The organism is Actinomadura sp. WAC 06369, assembly GCF_003947565.1.
Taxonomy (GTDB): domain Bacteria; phylum Actinomycetota; class Actinomycetes; order Streptosporangiales; family Streptosporangiaceae; genus Spirillospora; species Spirillospora rifamycini.
The window spans coordinates 43,497-61,006 of the sequence record NZ_QHJN01000021.1; the positions used below are offsets into that span (position 1 = coordinate 43,497).

Below are 17,510 nucleotides of genomic sequence, written 5' to 3' on the forward strand. Positions count from 1 at the left end.
CTAGGACGGGTCGCCGGCGGGCGCGGCGAGGCGGGTGGGGCTCGTGCGGCCGCGCAGGACGACCTCGTCGCCGAGGGCCCACCGCGCGGCCTCGTCCGGTCCGGCGGCGTCGAGGAGCGGACCGGCGGCGAGGACGCGCGCGGGCGTGGTCTTCGCCAGGTCGGTGAGCCGCGCGGCCTCGTTCACCGGGTCGCCGATCACGGTGTACTCGAAGCGCTCCTCGGCGCCGATGTGCCCGGCGACGGCCTCTCCGGCGGAGACCCCGACGGCCGCCTCGACCCCGCGGACCTCGGCGCGCAGCCGGGCCGCCAGCTCGCGGCCCGCCGCGAGCGCGCGGGCGGGCGCGTCCGGCAGGCCGACCGGCGCCCCGAAGATCGCCAGGGCGGCGTCGCCCTCGAACTTGTTGATCCAGCCGCCGTGCGCGCCGACGACCTCGACGACGACGGCGAAGAAGTCGTTGAGCAGCTTGACGACCTCGGCGGGCGGGCGGTCCGCGGCGAGCCGGGTGGACCCGATGATGTCGACGAACAGCACCGCGACCTCGCGCAGCTCGCCGCCGAGGTCGACGCCGCGCTCGACGGCGACGCGGGCGGCGTCCGCGCCGACCTGCCGGCCGAACAGGTCCCGGAGGCGCTCGTGCTCGCGCAGGCCGGCGGCCATGTGGTTGAACCCGGCCTGCAGGAGGCCGACCTCGCTCCCGTCGTAGACGGGCACTTCGACGTCGAGGTCGCCGTGCTGGACGCGGGCGAGGCCGTGCCGGACGGACTCGACGGGGTCGGCGATCGCGCGGGCCGCGCCGTAGGTGACGAGGAAGCCGACGACCAGGGCGACGCCGCCGAGGGTGAGGACCGCGACGGCGAAGTCCCGGACGGTGATCCGCGCGATGAGGAACGAGCCGACGGCGAGGGTGATCAGGCCGAGGATCGGGACGGCGGTGCCGAGCGCCCACGCGAGGACGGACCGGGCGACGACGCCGGGCAGGCCGGTGCGGCGCGGCAGCTCGCTGCGCAGCGCGGTGGTCACCGCGCGGCGGAGCAGCCGCTCGGTGAGCAGGTAGACGATCGTGCAGGTGGTGAGGCCGCCGAGCAGGCTGGTCAGGCCGAGCTTCACGGCGAGCAGCCAGGAGAACGGCAGGTTGATCAGGACCCAGCCGACCGTCCCGATGCCCCACAGGGTCAGGTGCAGGGCCATCAGCCGCAGCGGCCCGTACAGCAGGAGGGAGCGTTCCCGGCGCCGCGGCTCGTCGTGCCGTTCGACCAGGCGGTGGACGCGGCGGAAGAACCGTTCGCCGAGGACGAGCCCGGCCGGCACCGCTGCGGCCACGTAGACGGTGAACACGACCAGGTTGATCAGCTTGATGCGTTCGGAGAAGTCGCCGACCGGGTCGGGGACGACGACGGCGAACAGCAGCACGACGAGCGCGCCGCCGAGGTTGGCCAGACCGGTGGCGACCGTGACCAGGATCCGGGCGCGCCGCGCGACGGCGGCCCGCGAGTCGCCGGGGCGCCCGTCGATCAGCCGCCACAGGGGGCCGAGCAGGGTCCGCCGGGGCCGCGGCGCGGTCGCGGGGGCGAGCGCCGCGCCGGGCCCCGGGGCCGGATCGTCCGCCGTATCGGTCTCCATGGGCGTGCAGGGTAGCCGGTCGGCCGGACTGTCCGTCGGTACCGGCCATGTCACCCGAAAGAGGGATAGGTCCGCCCTTTCGGTCAGATTGACCGGTCGGTCAATCAGGGCACCCTCTCCGGTACCGGACCTGACGGAGCACGACCCCCGGAGGTGGCACATGGACAAGTTCGCGTGGCAGGACGGGGTGGCCTTCGCGGCCGGGCTCGTCGCGCTGCTGGCCCCCAACCTGTGGGCCGACGACGCGGGCGAGCAGCCGCTCATGGTGCTCGGCGCCCTGCTCGCGCTCGCGGGCCTGTACGCGCTGCTCGGCGCGCCCGGCCCGACGGCGTGGACGACGACCGCGTTCGCGCTGCTGATCTTCGTGTCGCCGTGGGCGTTCGGGTTCACCGGCGCCGACGCGGCGGCCTGGACGGCATGGATCGTCGGCGCCGTCGCGACTATCGTCGGCCTGTGGGGAGCCACCCAGGCGCGCGGCCGGACGCCCGCCGCGACCTGAACCTGAACCCGAAGCGGTCCCGGACGCCCGCGCGTCCGGGGCCGTCCGGCATGTGGGGGGAGCGCCGATGAGAACGCGGCCGTCCGGGAAGCACGAGCCCGATATCGAGCCGGCGGCGGGCGGCGGAGAGGTCTCGTCCCGCACCCGCATCCTGGACGCGGCCGAGGCGCTGTTCGCCGAGCGCGGCTACGAGGCCACGTCGACGGCGCGCATCGCGCGCCGTGCGAAGGTCCCGAAGGGGCTCGTGTTCCACTACTTCCCGCAGAAGATGGACGTCCTGGTGGCGCTGATCGACGAGCGGACGTTCGTCGAGGAACTCGACGCGTCCGGCGGCGCCGGGATGGACGACGCGGTGCCGGGCGACCCGGCGGGCACCCTCTCGCGGCTGGCCCGCAAGCTGCCGCTGCGGGCGTCCCCCGCGATGCGCCGCATCCTGTTCCGCGAGGCCGATACGCACACGTCCGTCCGGGAGCGGCTCGGGCGGCTGAACGGCGAGGTGTTCCTGCGGGCGCGGCACGCGCTGGAGCTCGCGCTGCCCGGCGCGCGCGGCGACCAGGCGCGGCTGGAGGTCGCGGCGGCGACGTTCACGGCGGTGCTGATCTACCAGGAGAACCTGGCGAGCGTCACCGGCCAGCACCTCGACCCGGACGCCGTCGCCGAGCTCATCGCGCGCGCCCTGGGGGCCTGAGGGCGGCCGGTCAGGTCCGGATGGGCTCCAGCAGCCGGTGCGGGGAGCGCAGGACCCGGCTGACGGGGTCGTCGCGGTGCCGGACGCCGGGCCCGGCGTGGATCTCCAGATCCTCCATCGGGACGGTCGCGCCGCAGGACGGGCACGTCCCGTCGGGCCGCACGCGGCCGCCGCAGCCGACGTGGACGAACAGCCGGCAGGGCTCGGCGGACAGGTGCTCCTCGCTCCACCGGGCGAGCCCGTGCACGACCGGCCACAGGTCGCGGCCCCTCCCGGTGAGCACATAGTCCTGCCCGTCCTTGGCGAGCACGCCCGCCTCGACGAGGGACTGCAGCCGCGCCGACAGCACCGCGCGCGGGATGTCCAGATGGACGAGGAAGTCGCTGAACCGCCGGACGCCGTACATGGCGTCACGGATGATCAGCAGCGTCCAGCGCTCCCCCACGACCTCCAGGGCGCGGGCCAGCGAGCAGTCCTGCGCCGCGTAGTCCTTGCCGAGTGCCATGCGCCCACACTAGCCGAGTCGAGGTTCAATGAACGAACCATGGCGTGCTACGGTCACCGAGTTCAATGAACGAACCGACCGGCGGCCGGGCCGGTCCGTTCGCCGGACCACCTCGGGAGTGCGCATGACCACCCTGGCGACACCCGCGGCGCGCGGGCGCCGCGCGGAGAGCCCCTCCGCCGCGCTGGCGCTGCCCGCCGCCGCGACCCTGCTGGCGCTCATGAACTACTGCGCCCCGGCGGCGACGCTCGCCGACACCGCCCGCGGCCTGCACGCGGGGGCGACCGCGCAGATCTGGCTGATGAGCTCCATCAGCCTCGGGCTGGCGGCGGCGCTGCTCGCCGTGGGCAGCCTCGCCGACGACCACGGACGCAAGCGGATGTTCGTCCTGGGCGCGGCTCTCCTCGCCGTCTCCAGCGTCGCGTGCGCCCTGGCGCCGGACGCCCTCACCTTCGTCGCCGGCCGGATCGTGCAGGGCGCCGCGAGCGCCGCGCTGCTGGCCACCGGCCTCGGCATCGTCGCCGCCTCCTTCGGGCCGGGCCCGCGCCGCGCCCGCGCCACCGGCACCTGGGGCGCGATGGTCGGGCTCGGCATCGCCCTCGGGCCGATCGCCGCCGCCGGGCTGACCGTGCTGGGCGGCTGGCGGCTCTGGTACTGGGCGACGGTCGCCGCGGCGGCGCTGCTCGCGGTGGTGGCGGCCCGCGCGCTGGAGGAGTCCCGCGCCGAGCGCCCGCGCGGCCTGGACCTCCCCGGCCTGGCCGCCATGAGCCTCGGCGTGGGCGCGCTGGTCGCGGCGATCACCTGGGGGCGCGCCGGCTGGACGAGCCCCGGCGTCCTCGCCCTGTTCGCCGCGGCGGCCGCGCTGCTGGCCGCGTTCGTCGCGGTCCAGGCGCGGCGCCGCGACCCGATGGTCGACCTCGCGCTGTTCCGGCGCCCGGCGTTCCTGCTGTCGGTGACGGGCGCGCTGGTCACCGGGCTCGCGATCATCGGCGTCATGACGTACTCGGCGACGATGATGAGCCTGGTGATGGGCCTGTCGCCGCTCGCGGCGGCGCTCGTCCTCGCGATCTGGTCGGGGCTGTCGTTCCTCGTGGCGCTGCAGGCGCACCGCCTCCCGGCCCGGCTGCCCGTCCGCCGGCTGCTGGCCGCCGGGTTCGCGCTGGCCGGGGCGGGCGAGCTGGCGATGGCGGTGTTCGCGCCGGGGGCGCCGTGGTGGCGCCTCGCGCCGGGCCTCGCCGTCGCGGGCGTCGCGAGCGGGCTGACGAACGCGATGCTCGCGCGGCTCGCCGTCGACAGCGTGCCCGCCGACCGCGCGAGCATGGGGTCGGGCGCGAACAACACCGCCCGCTACATCGGCGCGTCCGTCGGCGTCGCGATCGTCGGGGCGGTCGCGACCGGCTCCGGGCACGACCCGGCCGCCCTCGCGCACGGGACGAACGTCGCGCTCGTCGTCTCGGCCGCCGCGGCGCTCGCGTACGCCGCCCTGGCCCTCGCCATCCGGGAGCGCTAGGCCAGGTCCTCGACGAAGGCGGCGAGCTGGACCAGGTTGCGGCACTCGTGCATCTCCACGATCTCGCCGTAGCGGGACGCCGCGGAGTCGCCGGTGTCCCACAGCCGGCGGGGCTCGGGGTTCAGCCAGTGCGCGTGGCGGGCGCGGTCCGCCAGGTCCCGCAGGACCGGCAGGGACAGCTCCCCGTAGTTGGACCGCGCGTCGCCGAGGATCAGCAGCGACGTCTTCGGCCCCACCGCGTCCCCGTACCGGTCCGCGAACACCTTGATCGCGTTCCCGTAGTTGGAGCGGCCGGTGATCCAGACGAGGTCGGCCTCCTCGGCCATGCGGGTCATCGCGTCGGCGACGTCCGCACCGGGCCGGAAGTACTTGGTGATCTCGTCGGTGGCGTCGATGAACGCGAACGCCCGCACCTTGCTGAACTGCTCGCGCAGCGCGAACGTCAGCAGCAGCGTGAAGTGCGCGAACGCCGACACCGAGTCGCTGGCGTCGCACAGCACGACCAGCTCCGGCTTGTGCGGGCGCCGCGGCCGGTAGTGGGTGGCCAGCGGCACTCCCCCGCTGCCCAGGGACGCGCGGACGGTGCGGCGGAAGTCGAGCCGCCCGCGGTCGCCGCGCCGCTGCTTCTGGACGAGCCGGGTGGCGAGGCGCCGCGCCAGCGGGTACACCTCGCGGCGCAGCGCGTCCAGCTCGGCACGTCCCGCACTGGAGAAGTCGAGGCGCTCCAGCGGCGGCCGCACGGTCAGCCGCGCCGTCCGCTCGACGCCGGTGTCCTCGGCGATGCGGCGGCGCACCTCCCCGGCGACGAGGTCCTCGAACCGGGCGATGCGGTCGCCGAACGTGCGGCGCGCGATCCGCTCGGCCATCCCGCCGCGCTCCCGCCCCTGCAGCACGGCGTTCAGCAGCCCCGCCATGAGCGTCTCGGGCGACAGGGCCCGCAGGACCCCGGAGGAGAACCAGGCGTCCTGCCCCTCGGGCCGCCCGTACTCGGCGACGGCCGTGCGGGCGAACTGCCGCAGGCCCGCGTCGTCCCCGGTCAGCAGCAGGTCCGCCAGCTCCTCGCGGCGCAGCCGCACCCGGGGGTCCAGCGGCGCCGGGACGGGGCGCCCGTCGGCGCCGAGCGTCCGCGCGGCGCGCTCGGGCGGGGCGCCCGCGCCGTCCCCGACGGCGGCCGGGAACCACAGGTCGAACAGCCGGTCGAACGCGAGCCGGTGCGCGGGCCGCTTGACCACCGTGGCGGCGTACGCGGCGCGCAGCGCCGCCCGGTCGAGCAGGTCGACCGCCTGCACGGCGCGGACCGCGTCCAGGCCCTCGGCGACCGACACCGGCAGCCCGGCCTCGCGCAGCGCCGCCACGAACCCGGTGTGCCGGTCGACGAGCGACGCCATGTCAGCCCAGCCCCAGTTCCTTCGCCGCGCGCTCCTGGTCGGACGCGTGCTTGAGCACGACGCCGAGCGTGCGGGCGACGGCCGCCTCGTCCAGGTCGTCCAGCCCGAGGGCGAGCAGGGTGCGCGCCCAGTCGACGGTCTCGGCGATCGACGGCGCCTTCTTGACCTCGAGCGCCCGCAGCGTCCCGACCGTCCGGACGAGCTGCTCGGCCAGTTCCGCCTCGATGCCGGGGACCTGCGCGAGGACGATCTCGCGCTCCCGCTCGGGCGCCGGGTAGTCGAGGTGCAGGTAGAGGCAGCGGCGCTTGAGCGCCTCCGACAGCTCCCGGGCCGCGTTCGAGGTGATCAGCACGAACGGGCGGCGGACGGCCTCGACGGTGCCGAGCTCGGGGATCGTGACCTGGAAGTCCGACAGGACCTCCAGCAGCATCCCCTCCACCTCGACGTCGGCCTTGTCGGCCTCGTCGATGAGCAGGACGGTCGGGCCGGTGCGGCGGATCGCCGCCAGCAGCGGCCGCTCGAGGAGGAACTCCTCGGAGAAGATGTCGTCGTGGGTCTCCTGCCAGGCCCGGTCCTCCGGCGCCGCCTGGATGGCGAGGAGCTGCTTCTTGTAGTTGAACTCGTACAGGGCGCGGGCCTCGTCCAGGCCCTCGTAGCACTGCAGCCGGATCAGCTCGGACCCGGTGGCCGCCGCGACGGCCTTCGCCAGCTCGGTCTTCCCGACGCCCGCGGGCCCCTCCACCAGCAGCGGCTTGCCCAGCGCCTGCGCGAGGTAGACGGTCGTGGCGATCGCCTCGTCGGTCAGGTACCGGACGGCCGCCAGCCGCGCGGCCGCGTCGGCGGGCGAGGCGAACGCGCCGTCCCCCGCCGGCCCGCCGGACGCGGCCTCGGACACCGTGCTCTCGCTCATCCCTTGACCTTCGTGTACGTCTGCTTCGTCCCGCCGAACGTCAACTCGTCCCCCTTCTCACTGAGGGTGACACCCCAGTTGGACTCGGTCTCCGGGTCGCCGCCGTTCCAGGAGAACCGGAACGCGCGCCCGCGTATAACCGGAGCATGACGAGCCCACGCCTGCCCCGCGAGGACCTGACCGCGGCGCTGGCCGCCCGGCGGGAACTGGGTCCCGACTACGACGACGCCTTCATCGAGACGGTCGTGGACCGCATCCAGGAGGCGCTCGACGCCCGCGCCGCGCACGCCCCGGCGCCCGCCAAGCGGGCCCGTCCCGCCCGGGCGCCCGCGCCGGTGACGTCCGAGCGGGACCACGGCCTCGCTCTCGCGGTGCTGTCGCTGCTCGCCGCGATCCCGCTGACCGCGATCACGGCGATCAACGCCGGGCTTCCGGGACTGGTGTTCACCCTGGCGGCGATCGTCCTGCTGAACGTCACCTACAACTTCCGCCCGCGCCGCTAGCCGGGCGCCCCCGCGCGGTCCCGGACGCGCGGGGCGTCCGGGACCGCGCGGGGCTAGCCGGTGACCGCGGATCGCCGGCTACTTGCCGGGCTCGGGGTCGCGGGGCAGGCCGAGGAGGCGCTCGCCGATGATGTTCAGCTGCACCTCGGTGGTGCCGCCGTAGATCGTCATCGAGCGGCTGAACAGCATCGCGCGGGCCACGATGCCGCCCTCGGTCATCGGAACCTCGGTGGTGGCGGCCGCGCCCTGCGACGCCCAGCAGTAGTCGGCGACGTCCTGGTTGAACTGGACGCCGAGGAGCTTGCGGACGCTCGCCTCCGCGCCCGGCTCCACGCCGTTGAGCTGCTTCAGCGTCGTGCGCAGGCCGAGCAGGTCGATCGACTGGCCCTGCGCGATGAGCTTGCCGACCTCGCCGGCCGCGACGGCGTCCAGCTCCTTGCCCCGGAAGAACTTCAGCAGCTCGGGGACGCCCATGCCGAGGCCGCCGCCGGTGGACAGCGACACCCGCTCGTTGGACAGGGTGTTGCGGGCGACCTGCCAGCCCTTGTTCACCTCGCCGACGACCTGGTCGTCGGGGACGAACACGCCGTCGAGGAAGACCTCGTTGAACAGGGCGTCGCCGGTCAGCTCGCGGAGCGGGCGGACGTCCACGCCCGGGGCCTTCATGTCGACGAGGAAGTACGTGATCCCGTCGTGCTTTGCGGCGTCGGGGTCGGTGCGGGCGATGCAGAAGCCCCACTGGGCGTGCTGCGCCATCGACGTCCAGATCTTCTGGCCGGTGAGCTTCCAGCCGCCCTCGACCCGCTCGGCCTTCATCGACAGGGAGGCCAGGTCGGAGCCGGCGCCGGGCTCGGAGAACAGCTGGCACCAGACCATCTGCCCGCGCAGCGTCGGGCGCAGGAACCGCTCCTTCTGCTCCTCGGTCCCGTAGCGGACGAGCGAGGGCACCAGCCACGCGCCGATGACCAGGTTCGGGGCCTTGACCCCGGCGGCCTTCAGCTCCTGCTGGATGAGGACCTGCTCGACCGGCCCGGCCGCGCGGCCCCACGGCTTCGGGAAGTGCGGGACGGTCCAGCCCTCGTCGCCCATCCGGGTGTTGCGCTCGGTCTTGTCCTCGATCTCCGCCAGCGCGGCGATCTCGGCCTGGATCCGCTCGCGGGTCGGCTGCGCGTCCTCGTCGAGCTCCAGGACCACCTCGCGGCGGCCGCCGGCGAGGGCGGTCGCGGCGACCTCGGCGGCCCAGTCCTTCGCGGGGCCGAGCAGCGCGCGCAGGGTGAGCGTCCGGCGCAGGTACACGTGCGCGTCGTGCTCCCACGTGAAGCCGATGCCGCCGAGGATCTGGATGGCGTCGCGGGCCGTCCGGACGCCCGCGTCGGCGGCGATCACTGCGGCGACCGCGGCGGCGAACCCGGCGTCGGGCGAGGCGTCGTCGAGCGCGCGGGCCGCGTCCCAGGCGGCGGCGCGGGCCTGCTCGAGCGCGATGAGCATCCGGGCGGCCTTGTGCTTGACGCCCTGGAACTGCCCGATCGGGCGGCCGAACTGCTCGCGCACCTTCGCGTACTCGGCGGCGGTGGTGACCAGCCAGTCGGCGGCGCCCGCCGCCTCGGCGCCGAACAGCGCCGCCGCGAGGTTTCGGACGGCGCCGGCGGTGATGTCGTCCAGCAGCCGGTCGCCGGTGACCGTGACGCCGGACGCCTCGACCTTCGCGACCCGCCGGACCCGGTCCAGGCTCTCGACGGGCGTCACGGTGACGTCGGCGGCGTCCACCGCGACCCAGTGCTCGGCGCCGTCCTCCGCCGTCACCGGCAGGACCAGCACGTCCGCGAGGGACGCGCCGAGCACCGTGGCGGCCTCCCCGGACACGACGAGCGCGTCGCCGTCGCGGCGCGCGGTGAGCGCGCCCTCGAGGGCGACCGCCGCCGTGCGGGACCCGTCCGCCAGGACCGGCAGCAGCTCCGCGCACGCCTTGGCGTTGCCGGACGCGTCGATCACCGCGCTGGCGAGCACCGTGGGCAGGAACGGGCCGGGCGCGGCGGCCCGGCCCAGCTCCTCCAGCACGATCGCCAGCTCGAGCAGGCCGTAGCCCTGCCCGCCGTGCTTCTCGTCGAGGTGCAGGCCCAGCAGGCCCTGCTCGGCCAGGGCCGACCAGAAGGCGGGCCTCGTCTCTTCGTCCGCGTCCAGCGCGGCCCGTACGACCGTCGCCGGGATGTTGCGCTCGGCGAAGCCGCGCACCGATTCGGCGAGCGCCTCGTGCTCCTCGGTCAGCCCGATGGCCATGCGTCCAACCCTTCTGAGACCGCTTTTCGCGCGATTCTAGAACAGAGTTCTGTTCTGGCGGGACGGCGGCCCGGGTCTCAGTCGAGCGCGGTCCGCGCGTCCCGCTCCTCGCCGGCCGCCGCGGCGGCCTCGACCTGCGCGCCCTTCTCCCGGTCCGGCGCCGCGCCCGCCGTCGCGGCCTTCTTCGCGGCCTTCTTCGGCGGGGCCACGAGGCTGACCACGGTGACCGCGACGAGGGTGCCGGCGATGACCGAGAGCGACAGCCAGATCGGGATGTCCGGGGCCCAGTGGAAGCCGTACTCGTGCAGCGCGTGCAGCACCAGCTTGACGCCGATGAACCCGAGGATGAACGCCAGCCCGTGGCTGAGGTAGGCGAGCCGCTCCGCGAGGCCGCCCAGCAGGAAGTACAGCTGCACCAGGCCCATCAGGGCGAACGCGTTGGCGGTGAACACCAGGTACGGCTCGGTGGTCAGACCGAAGATCGCCGGGATGGAGTCGAGCGCGAACAGCACGTCGGTGGTGCCGATCGCGATCATGACGATCAGCAGCGGGGTGGCGATGCGGCGGCCGTTCTCCCGGGTGAGGAACCGGTTGCCGTCGTAGGCGTCGGCCGTCGGGATGACCCGCTTGGCCCAGCGCAGGATGCCGTTCTCCCCGACCTCGTCGTCGTCCTCGCCGCGGACGAGCCCGAAGGCCGTCCAGATGAGGATCGCGCCGAAGATGAAGAACACCCAGGTGAAGGCGGCCAGGGCCGCCGCGCCGACCGCGATGAAGATGCCGCGCAGCACCAGCGCGATGATGATCCCGGCCATCAGCACGGTGTGCTCCGACCGCTTCGGCACGGCGAACCGCGCCAGGATCACCATGAACACGAAGAGGTTGTCGACGCTGAGGCTCTTCTCGGTGACGAAGCCGCCGAAGTACTGCGCGGCGTACTCGCCTCCGGAGAAGGCCCAGACGCCGAGGCCGAACACCACGGCGAGGCCGATGTAGACCGACGACCAGAACGCGGCGCGCCGGGTGGTGAACTCCCGGGTGTCGTTCCGGTGGATGAGGAACAGGTCGGCGAGGATGACGGCGAGGATTCCGACGAGCGTCAGAACCCACACCCAGGGGGCGACGGACAAGGTGAACTCTCCTCCGGCGGACATGTTTGAGCGCCGGAGGTCTCTCCCGCCCTGCAGGGAACGGGCCGCGGAACCCGGGCCGGTACGGACCGGCCGTGCTGACGAGAACCGCGCGCAGGGATACTCCCCTCCACTGCCTCCTTAAACGCGGTCCCCCAACGGCCGGTTCCCGCATCGCCAAGTTTTTTGACGTCTCCCCGAACCCGGACCCGCCGGAGAGCGTCTAAGGTCCTGTCACTCACCGCTCCCGCGCCGGGCGCGCCCCTCCCGCAGCTCCCGGTAGAGGCGGACGAGCTGGTCGACGGCGTCGTCCTCGCCCGGCAGCAGTGCCGCCCGCGCGGCGGCGGCCGACGCCAGCCGCGCCGCGAGCGCCGGGTCGTCCAGCACCCGGCTCACCGCGCGCTCCAGCGCCCCGGCGTCCCCCGGCGGGACGAGCAGCGCCGCCTCGCTCTCGGGGCCCTGCAGCAGCCCGCCGCCCGTCCGGTCGGCGGCGCCCACCAGCCCCGGGATCCCGCCGACGCGGGTCGCGACCAGCGGCCGCCCCGCCCGCAGGATCTCCTGCACGATCAGCGGCTGCCCCTCCCACACGCTCGGGACGGCCGCGACATCGGCGGCCGCCAGCAGCTCGGGCACGTCCCGGCGGCGGCCCAGCAGCACCACCGGCAGCCCCTCGCGGTCGATGCGGGCGCGCAGCCCGTCCTCCAGCGGCCCGTCGCCCGCGATCGCGACGAGGGGCCGCGGCTCCCGGGCCGCCCACCCGCGGGCGGCGTCCAGCAGCGTCGGGAAGCCCTTCTGGTCGGCGAGCCGCCCCACCGCGAGGACCAGCGGACGCTCCCCCACCCCCAGCTCCGCGCGCCGGTCGGCGCGGGCGGCCGGGCCGGGCTGGGCGCGCGGCGCGGGCGACGGGACGAGCGCGTGGCCCGTCGAGCGGGCGCCGAGGTCGCGCATCCGCTCCTCCAGGTCCGGCGACACCCCGAGCACGACGTCGGCGCCGCGCGCCACGACCCGCTCCAGCGCCCCGTAGACCGCGGCGGTCCGGCCCCCGGCGATGACGGCGTTGTGCAGGGTGACCGCCAGCGGCGGCCCGCCGCGCGCGATCCGCAGCGGCCCGGGCGCGGGCCGCGCGCACGCCGCCGCCGCGAACGCGCCCGCCCGCAGACCGTGCGCGTGGACGACGTCCGCGCCGCGCAGCAGCGTCCGCAGCCGCGCGACGGCCTTCGCGTCCCGCAGCGGGCGGGGCCGGTCGGCCAGGTCCACGGCGGCGAACCGGACGCCGGGCCGCGCGAACCCGAACCTGGCGTCGGTGTCGGCGGGCCCGCACACCACCACCCGCGCGCCGCGCTCGGCCAGCCCGGCCGCGACCGACCGCACGTGCCGCCCGACACCGCCCGCGGCCGTCCCGAGGACGAGCGCGACCCGCAGCCCGTCCACCCGGTCCACCCCTGCCAGCCCCTTCGGCTCCGGCTCATCCGGCATCTCGCGCGACCTTCCTGGTGAGGACGGCCCGCAGGTCCCGGCCGTCGATGGCGAACACGATGATCACGAACACGGCGGCGGCGACGGCGGCCGCCAGGATCCCGGTGCCGATGGCCGTCGCCTGACCGTCCGCGCCGGCCAGGGCGGACACGGCGTACCCGGCGGCGCCTCCCCCGGCGCCGCCCGCCAGGCCCGCCGCCAGCACCCGCGGGACGCCCTCCAGCGCCGCCCGTCCGCGCGCCCGCAGCAGCACGGCCAGCAGCAGCGCCCCGGCCACCGTCATCCCGATCGCGTTGCCGGCGCCGAGCGCGGCGACGACGGACCCGCGGTCCACGAGCGCGACCAGGACCAGGTCGGCGGCCATCACCGTCACCCACCCCGCGACGACCGCCAGAGCGGCGGCCCGGCCCCGGTGGCAGGCGTACAGCACGCGCTGCCCGAGGTGGGCGACGAGCCCGTAGCCGAGCAGCCCCGGCGCGAACGCCAGGACGGCGCGGGACAGCACGTCCTGCTGGGCCGGGGCGCCCGGGTTGAACACCACCGACACCGGGAGCGCGACGGCGAGCAGGACGGCGGCGCCGGCGCACGTCACGAGGATCACCGCGCGGGTCGTCGCGGCGGTGATCCGGTCGAACCGCTCCCGGTCCTCCTCGCCGGCGCGGGCCGACAGCATCGGGAACGCGCTGGTGGCGATCGGCACCGCGAGGATCGCCCACGGCAGCAGGTACAGCGCCCAGGCGTACTGGTAGTTGGCGAGCGCGCCGCCGGTGCCCTGGTAGCTGAGCCGCACGACGAGCAGCGCCGCGACCTGCTGCGCCGCGACGGTCGCGATGCCCGCGAGGGCCAGCCGCCGGACCCGCCGCGCCACCCCGTCGGGGAAGCGCAGGGCGGGCCGCAGCCCGAGCCGCAGCCGCCAGGCGGCGATCCCGGCCGTGACCGCCATGGCGACGCCGCCGAGCGCGGTGCCGACGGCGAGGGTCAGCTCGGCCGAGCGCGGCAGCTCCGCCAGGTCGTTCTCGTAGCCCCGGCCGAGCGGCGCGTACGCGACGTAGGCGCCGATCACCACCAGGCTCGACATCAGCGGCGCCAGCGCGGGCGCGACGAACCGTCGGTGCGACTGCAGCAGCCCGTACAGCACGACCGCGATGCCGTACATCAGCATCTGCGGCGCCATGATCGCGAGCATGGTGGAGGCGACGTCGGTGAGGGGCCCGCGCCCGCACCCCTGCAGGTCGCCGCCCACCATCAGCTCCACGATGGGGCCGGACGCCAGCGCCATCAGCGCCGACAGCGGCACCATCAGCACGACGACCCAGGTCAGCAGCGCCGACCCGATGCGGCGCACCTCGGCGCGGTCGCCGCGGTCGGCCGCGGCGGCGAGCACCGGCACCACCATGCTCGTCAGGGCGCCGCCCGCGACGATCTCGTAGACGATGAGCGGGAGCTGCGTCGAGGTGAAGTACGCCTGGCTGAGGCAGGACGTGGTGACGGTCTGCGAGAAGGCGTAGGTGCGGCCGAATCCGGCGAGCCGGGACAGCACCGTGATGATCGCGATGACGAGGGCGGCCCCGGCGATGCCGCCGGTCAGGCGGCGCAGGGACGGGGGCATGCTCGGAGTTCTCTGGAAGGGTTCACGGTGGGATGCAGGGGGGACGTCCGCCTACACGGGGTCGGGGGCCGACGCGCCGTCCTCCGCGGGACCGGCCTGCGGCGGCACGGCCGCGGCCCGCGCGGCGGCTCCGGGGGCCTGCTCGGGGACGGGGCGGCGGCCGAGCATGTCGATGCGGTGCAGCACCGGCGTGTCGCGGATGACCTTGGTGAAGCTGACCTTCTCGCTGGCGGCGTTCAGCCCGACGACGGCGGCGAGCACGGCGAGGCGCGGGCCCCGGCCGAGGCGGGTGGCGGCCAGGCCGAGCAGCGCGCCGAGGGCGTTGGCGCCGGTGTCGCCGAGCATCGCCCGTTCGGCGAGGTCCTCGGGGAGGAGCGCGGCGGCGGCGCCGAGCGGCGCGGCGGCCACCGCGGACCCGGCGGACGTCAGCGCCAGCGGCGCCCCGGTGATCAGCCCGACCTTCACGGCACGGCCCGGGCGCAGGTCGAACAGGTTCATCAGGTTGGCGCTCCCGGCGACGAGCGCGCCGTTGACGGCGGTGTCGAACGCGCGGCCCGTGCGGGTGGGCGCCGGCGACCCGGCGATCGCGGCGGCGGCCAGCCCGGTCGCGCCGATCCCGAGGATCTTCACGGCGCCGCTGGTGACCTCGCCGCGGGCGAGGGCGCCGAGGTGCCCCTTGAAGCCGCGGGACGCGCCCGAGCCGGTCAGGTCGTCGTAGCCGCCGAGGACGCCCGACCCGGCGCCCGCGAGCAGCGCGGCGGCCCGCAGCCGGCCGCCCGGCCCGGCCCCGAGGCCGGGGGCGAGCAGGCCGCCCGCGACGGCGCCCGCGGCGAACGCGGGGCCCTCCAGCAGGGTGACGGGCTCGCCACGGTGGTTCGTGCGGCCCCAGACCTCCCGGCCCGGGACGCCGTTGAGGCCCGGCGGGCGGCGGGTCAGCGCCGTGTAGGCGGCGCGGGCGGCGACGGCGCCGAGCACCGCGCCGGCCGCCGTCCGCAGGGCGCGGGCGCCCGCCCCCGCGCGTCCCGCCGTGCCCGCCGTACCGCTCATCAGGTCACCCACTCTTCCCCGCCGTGGGCGCGGGCGAGGGCAGGTAGCCGCTCACTCCGGCGCCCGTCCCGTACTGCCCGGACTCGCCGCTCAGCTCCTTCTGCAGCGCCAGGATCGCCACGACCTGACCGGAGGCGGTGTCCACGATGTCGACGGTGGAGACCGACTCGGCGGCGTCGGAGTCGCGCAGCGCCGCGATCAGCCCGCCGTCGCTCGCGGCGGGCGGCGGGCCGCCCACGACGGTACCGCTTCCGGCGCCGTCGAGGGCGGACGCCAGCGAGATCAGCGCCTCGTTGGCGTCGTCGCCGCCCTCGTAGGCGTAGGCGGCGGCCGGGGCGACCATGACGGCGAGGGTCGCGCGGCGGCCCGGCTCGCCGGTCGTGGTCACGTACCCGGCTTCGGTGAACGCGCCGAGGACCGCGCCGGTCGCGGCGTCCTCGCGGCCGGCCTCGGCCGGCTCGCGGGTGACGAGCGCGCTCGCGAGCACGGCGCCGGCCTTGTCGTAGGTGCCCGCGTCCGCGGGGAACTCGACCCCCTCGGCCTTCAGCCGCCCGGCGAGCGCGTCGACGGTGGCGCGCTGGTCACCGTCCAGCAGCTTCTTCTGGACGGTGACGCGGCCGGTGACGGCGGCGCCGGCGTTCTTCACCAGCTCGCCGACCCGCTCGATGCTGTCGTCGCCCGCGCCGGGCGTCTCGACCAGGACCACGGACTGGCCCTTGAGGCGGTTCTCGACGATTTGCGGGGCGAGCACCCCGGCGAACTGCTCTTCGCCGTTGACCCGGTGCTGCAGGTCGCGCTGCGCCTCCCGGGCCTGCTGGGCGCTGTCGGCGGCGGAGTTGGCCTGTTCGCGCAGGGTCTCGCTGACCGAGTTCGACAGGGTGGTGGAGCCCAGCACGATGCCGAGCGCGAGCGCGAGGAAGATCGCGACGATGGAGACGAGGTGGTATCGGAAATCGATCACGAGAAGAGTCCGGTGAGCCAGAAGACGAAGGCGTGCCAGCGATCGGCCAGCAGGGGGCCGATGACGCCTCCCGCCGGCGACGTGGCGACGGCGGTGACGATGGCGACGAGCGCGCCGAGGACGAGGAACAGCAGCGACCAGGTGGAGATGCGGCTGCGGTAGAGCCGGCTGACGCCCTTGGCGTCGACGAGCTTGCTGCCGACCCGCAGCCGGGTGAGGAACGTGCTCGCCATGCCCGCACGGCCCTTGTCGAGGAACTCCTCCATGTTGGCGTGCGTGCCGACCGCGACGATGAGCGAGGCGCCCTTCTCGTCGGCGAGCAGCATCGCGCAGTCCTCGCTGGTGGCCGTGGCCGGGAAGGTGATCGCGTCCTGCCCGAGCTCCTGCACCCGCTTGAGGCCGGGCGCGCGGCCGTCCCGGTAGGCGTGCACGACGATCTCCGCGCCGCAGGTCAGCGCGTCGTCGGAGACCGAGTCCATGTCCCCGACGATCATGTCGGGGCGGTAGCCGGCCTCCAGCAGCGCGTCGGCGCCGCCGTCCACGCCGATCAGCACCGGCCGGTACTCGCGGATGTAGGGCCGCAGGGTGGCGATGTCCTCGCGGTAGTGGTAGCCGCGGACGACGATCAGCGCGTGCCGCCCGTTCAGCTTCGTCCGCACCTCGGGGACGCCGACGCCGTCGATGAGCAGGTCGCGCTCGCGCTTGACGTACTCCATCGTGTTGGCGACGAACGCCTCGAGCTGGGTGGACAGCCCGGCCTTGGCCTCGACGAGCGCCGCCTCGACGGTCTCGGCGGTCTGCGCCATGCCCTTGGTGACGACCTCGTCGCCGCGGAAGACGGTGCACTCCTCGACGCGGACCTGGTCGCCCTCCTGCAGCTTGGTGAAGATCTCCGGGCCGACGTCGTCGACCAGCGGGATCCCGGCCTCGACCAGGATCTGCGGGCCGAGGTTGGGGTAGCGGCCGGAGATGCTCGGCGCGACGTTGACGACGGCGCCGACCTGGCAGGACACCAGCGCCTCCGCGCTGACCCGGTCGAGGTCGACGTGGTCGATGACGGCGACGTCGCCGGCCTGGAGCCGCTTGGTGAGGTTCTTGGTGCGGCGGTCGAGCCGGACGGTGGCGCTGACCCCCTGCCGGCCGTCGTCGCGGCCGCGGCCCAGCGCGAGCACGCGGCGCGGCAGCCGCTGGGCGAGGCCGGCGCGGCGCTCGGTGGTGGGTGACGGGTCGTTCATCGCTTGCCATCCTGCCAGAGCACGGGCGCGAACAACGGTAAGGACGACCGTCCAGGCGTGTCCGTTCCCGCACCCTCTGTAGTCTTTGGGGCTTCGACGAGGCGCGCACCGCGCCCCCGATTACTTTGACGCCGCCCGGGACGTCCGGGTTC

General features: G+C 75.3%; 15 protein-coding genes. 4 read left to right on the top strand and 11 right to left on the bottom strand.

Features of this window, described 5'->3' with window-relative positions:
- Window positions 1-1,623 (bottom strand): adenylate/guanylate cyclase domain-containing protein, encoded by a 1,623-nt coding sequence (locus tag DMH08_RS08425; RefSeq protein ID WP_125612828.1) that lies wholly within the window; start codon window positions 1,621-1,623, stop codon window positions 1-3.
- A 160-nt stretch (window positions 1,624-1,783) separates the two neighbouring features.
- Here DMH08_RS08425 and DMH08_RS08430 point away from each other — a divergent pair, with 160 nt between their 5' ends.
- Window positions 1,784-2,122, top strand: coding sequence for an SPW repeat protein (locus DMH08_RS08430; RefSeq protein ID WP_026401882.1), 339 nt, complete (start codon window positions 1,784-1,786; stop codon window positions 2,120-2,122).
- A gap of 67 nt (window positions 2,123-2,189) precedes the next feature.
- Window positions 2,190-2,810 (top strand): TetR/AcrR family transcriptional regulator, encoded by a 621-nt coding sequence (locus DMH08_RS08435; RefSeq protein ID WP_026401883.1) that lies wholly within the window; start codon window positions 2,190-2,192, stop codon window positions 2,808-2,810.
- A gap of 10 nt (window positions 2,811-2,820) precedes the next feature.
- Here the strand turns inward: DMH08_RS08435 and DMH08_RS08440 are convergent, their stop codons facing one another.
- Window positions 2,821-3,315, bottom strand: a complete 495-nt coding sequence (locus tag DMH08_RS08440; RefSeq protein WP_026401884.1) for a winged helix-turn-helix transcriptional regulator — start codon at window positions 3,313-3,315, stop codon at window positions 2,821-2,823.
- A gap of 124 nt (window positions 3,316-3,439) precedes the next feature.
- Here DMH08_RS08440 and DMH08_RS08445 point away from each other — a divergent pair, with 124 nt between their 5' ends.
- Entirely contained in the window at window positions 3,440-4,825 is a 1,386-nt protein-coding gene (locus tag DMH08_RS08445) for an MFS transporter (RefSeq protein ID WP_125612830.1), read from the top strand.
- Here DMH08_RS08445 and DMH08_RS08450 read toward each other — a convergent pair.
- Together DMH08_RS08450 and DMH08_RS08455 are read right to left on the bottom strand one after the other, a co-directional pair.
- Entirely contained in the window at window positions 4,822-6,213 is a 1,392-nt protein-coding gene (locus DMH08_RS08450) for a vWA domain-containing protein (protein ID WP_125612832.1), read from the bottom strand. The genes DMH08_RS08445 and DMH08_RS08450 overlap by 4 nt on opposite strands.
- Window position 6,214: 1 nt before the next feature.
- Window positions 6,215-7,123, bottom strand: coding sequence for an AAA family ATPase (locus DMH08_RS08455; RefSeq protein ID WP_051300498.1), 909 nt, complete (start codon window positions 7,121-7,123; stop codon window positions 6,215-6,217).
- Window positions 7,124-7,269: 146 nt separating this feature from the next.
- Here DMH08_RS08455 and DMH08_RS08460 point away from each other — a divergent pair, with 146 nt between their 5' ends.
- Window positions 7,270-7,626 carry a hypothetical protein gene (locus tag DMH08_RS08460; RefSeq protein ID WP_125612834.1) on the top strand — a complete coding sequence of 119 codons (357 nt, stop codon included), beginning with the start codon at window positions 7,270-7,272 and terminating at the stop codon, window positions 7,624-7,626.
- Between the two features lie 78 nt (window positions 7,627-7,704).
- On the opposite strand, the gene DMH08_RS08465 is transcribed toward DMH08_RS08460, so the two are convergent.
- From DMH08_RS08465 to steA, 7 genes are all read right to left on the bottom strand, one after another.
- Window positions 7,705-9,903: an acyl-CoA dehydrogenase gene (locus DMH08_RS08465; RefSeq protein ID WP_026401890.1), complete on the bottom strand. Its 2,199-nt coding sequence runs from the start codon at window positions 9,901-9,903 to the stop codon at window positions 7,705-7,707.
- A 77-nt stretch (window positions 9,904-9,980) separates the two neighbouring features.
- Window positions 9,981-11,030, bottom strand: coding sequence for a TerC family protein (locus DMH08_RS08470; protein WP_125612836.1), 1,050 nt, complete (start codon window positions 11,028-11,030; stop codon window positions 9,981-9,983).
- Window positions 11,031-11,264: 234 nt separating this feature from the next.
- Window positions 11,265-12,506, bottom strand: coding sequence for a glycosyltransferase family 4 protein (locus DMH08_RS08475; protein WP_199747687.1), 1,242 nt, complete (start codon window positions 12,504-12,506; stop codon window positions 11,265-11,267).
- Complete coding sequence (murJ, locus tag DMH08_RS08480) at window positions 12,496-14,115, bottom strand: murein biosynthesis integral membrane protein MurJ (RefSeq protein WP_125612838.1); 1,620 nt, start codon at window positions 14,113-14,115, stop codon at window positions 12,496-12,498. Before murJ ends, DMH08_RS08475 begins: the two co-directional genes overlap by 11 nt.
- Before the next feature lie 51 nt (window positions 14,116-14,166).
- On the bottom strand, window positions 14,167-15,162 hold the full coding sequence (locus DMH08_RS08485) for a hypothetical protein (protein WP_051300499.1): 996 nt from the start codon (window positions 15,160-15,162) through the stop codon (window positions 14,167-14,169).
- Between the two features lie 4 nt (window positions 15,163-15,166).
- Window positions 15,167-16,123: a copper transporter gene (locus tag DMH08_RS08490; RefSeq protein ID WP_026401893.1), complete on the bottom strand. Its 957-nt coding sequence runs from the start codon at window positions 16,121-16,123 to the stop codon at window positions 15,167-15,169.
- On the bottom strand, window positions 16,120-17,358 hold the full coding sequence (gene steA / locus DMH08_RS08495; RefSeq protein WP_084550058.1) for a putative cytokinetic ring protein SteA: 1,239 nt from the start codon (window positions 17,356-17,358) through the stop codon (window positions 16,120-16,122). Before steA ends, DMH08_RS08490 begins: the two co-directional genes overlap by 4 nt.
- Between the last annotated feature and the right edge of the window lie 152 nt (window positions 17,359-17,510).

Excerpts from the sequence above, each read along its gene's own strand:
- DMH08_RS08430 (WP_026401882.1), top strand. The coding sequence starts at position 1,784 with ATGGACAAGTTCGCGTGGCAGGACGGGGTGGCCTTCGCGGCCGGGCTC.
- murJ (WP_125612838.1), bottom strand. The coding sequence starts at position 14,115 with ATGCCCCCGTCCCTGCGCCGCCTGACCGGCGGCATCGCCGGGGCCGCC.
- DMH08_RS08485 (WP_051300499.1), bottom strand. The coding sequence starts at position 15,162 with ATGAGCGGTACGGCGGGCACGGCGGGACGCGCGGGGGCGGGCGCCCGC.
- DMH08_RS08460 (WP_125612834.1), top strand. The coding sequence starts at position 7,270 with ATGACGAGCCCACGCCTGCCCCGCGAGGACCTGACCGCGGCGCTGGCC.
- DMH08_RS08475 (WP_199747687.1), bottom strand. The coding sequence starts at position 12,506 with ATGCCGGATGAGCCGGAGCCGAAGGGGCTGGCAGGGGTGGACCGGGTG.
- DMH08_RS08425 (WP_125612828.1), bottom strand. The coding sequence starts at position 1,623 with ATGGAGACCGATACGGCGGACGATCCGGCCCCGGGGCCCGGCGCGGCG.
- DMH08_RS08445 (WP_125612830.1), top strand. The coding sequence starts at position 3,440 with ATGACCACCCTGGCGACACCCGCGGCGCGCGGGCGCCGCGCGGAGAGC.
- steA (WP_084550058.1), bottom strand. The coding sequence starts at position 17,358 with ATGAACGACCCGTCACCCACCACCGAGCGCCGCGCCGGCCTCGCCCAG.
- DMH08_RS08435 (WP_026401883.1), top strand. The coding sequence starts at position 2,190 with ATGAGAACGCGGCCGTCCGGGAAGCACGAGCCCGATATCGAGCCGGCG.
- DMH08_RS08465 (WP_026401890.1), bottom strand. The coding sequence starts at position 9,903 with ATGGCCATCGGGCTGACCGAGGAGCACGAGGCGCTCGCCGAATCGGTG.
- DMH08_RS08455 (WP_051300498.1), bottom strand. The coding sequence starts at position 7,123 with ATGAGCGAGAGCACGGTGTCCGAGGCCGCGTCCGGCGGGCCGGCGGGG.
- DMH08_RS08450 (WP_125612832.1), bottom strand. The coding sequence starts at position 6,213 with ATGGCGTCGCTCGTCGACCGGCACACCGGGTTCGTGGCGGCGCTGCGC.
- DMH08_RS08440 (WP_026401884.1), bottom strand. The coding sequence starts at position 3,315 with ATGGCACTCGGCAAGGACTACGCGGCGCAGGACTGCTCGCTGGCCCGC.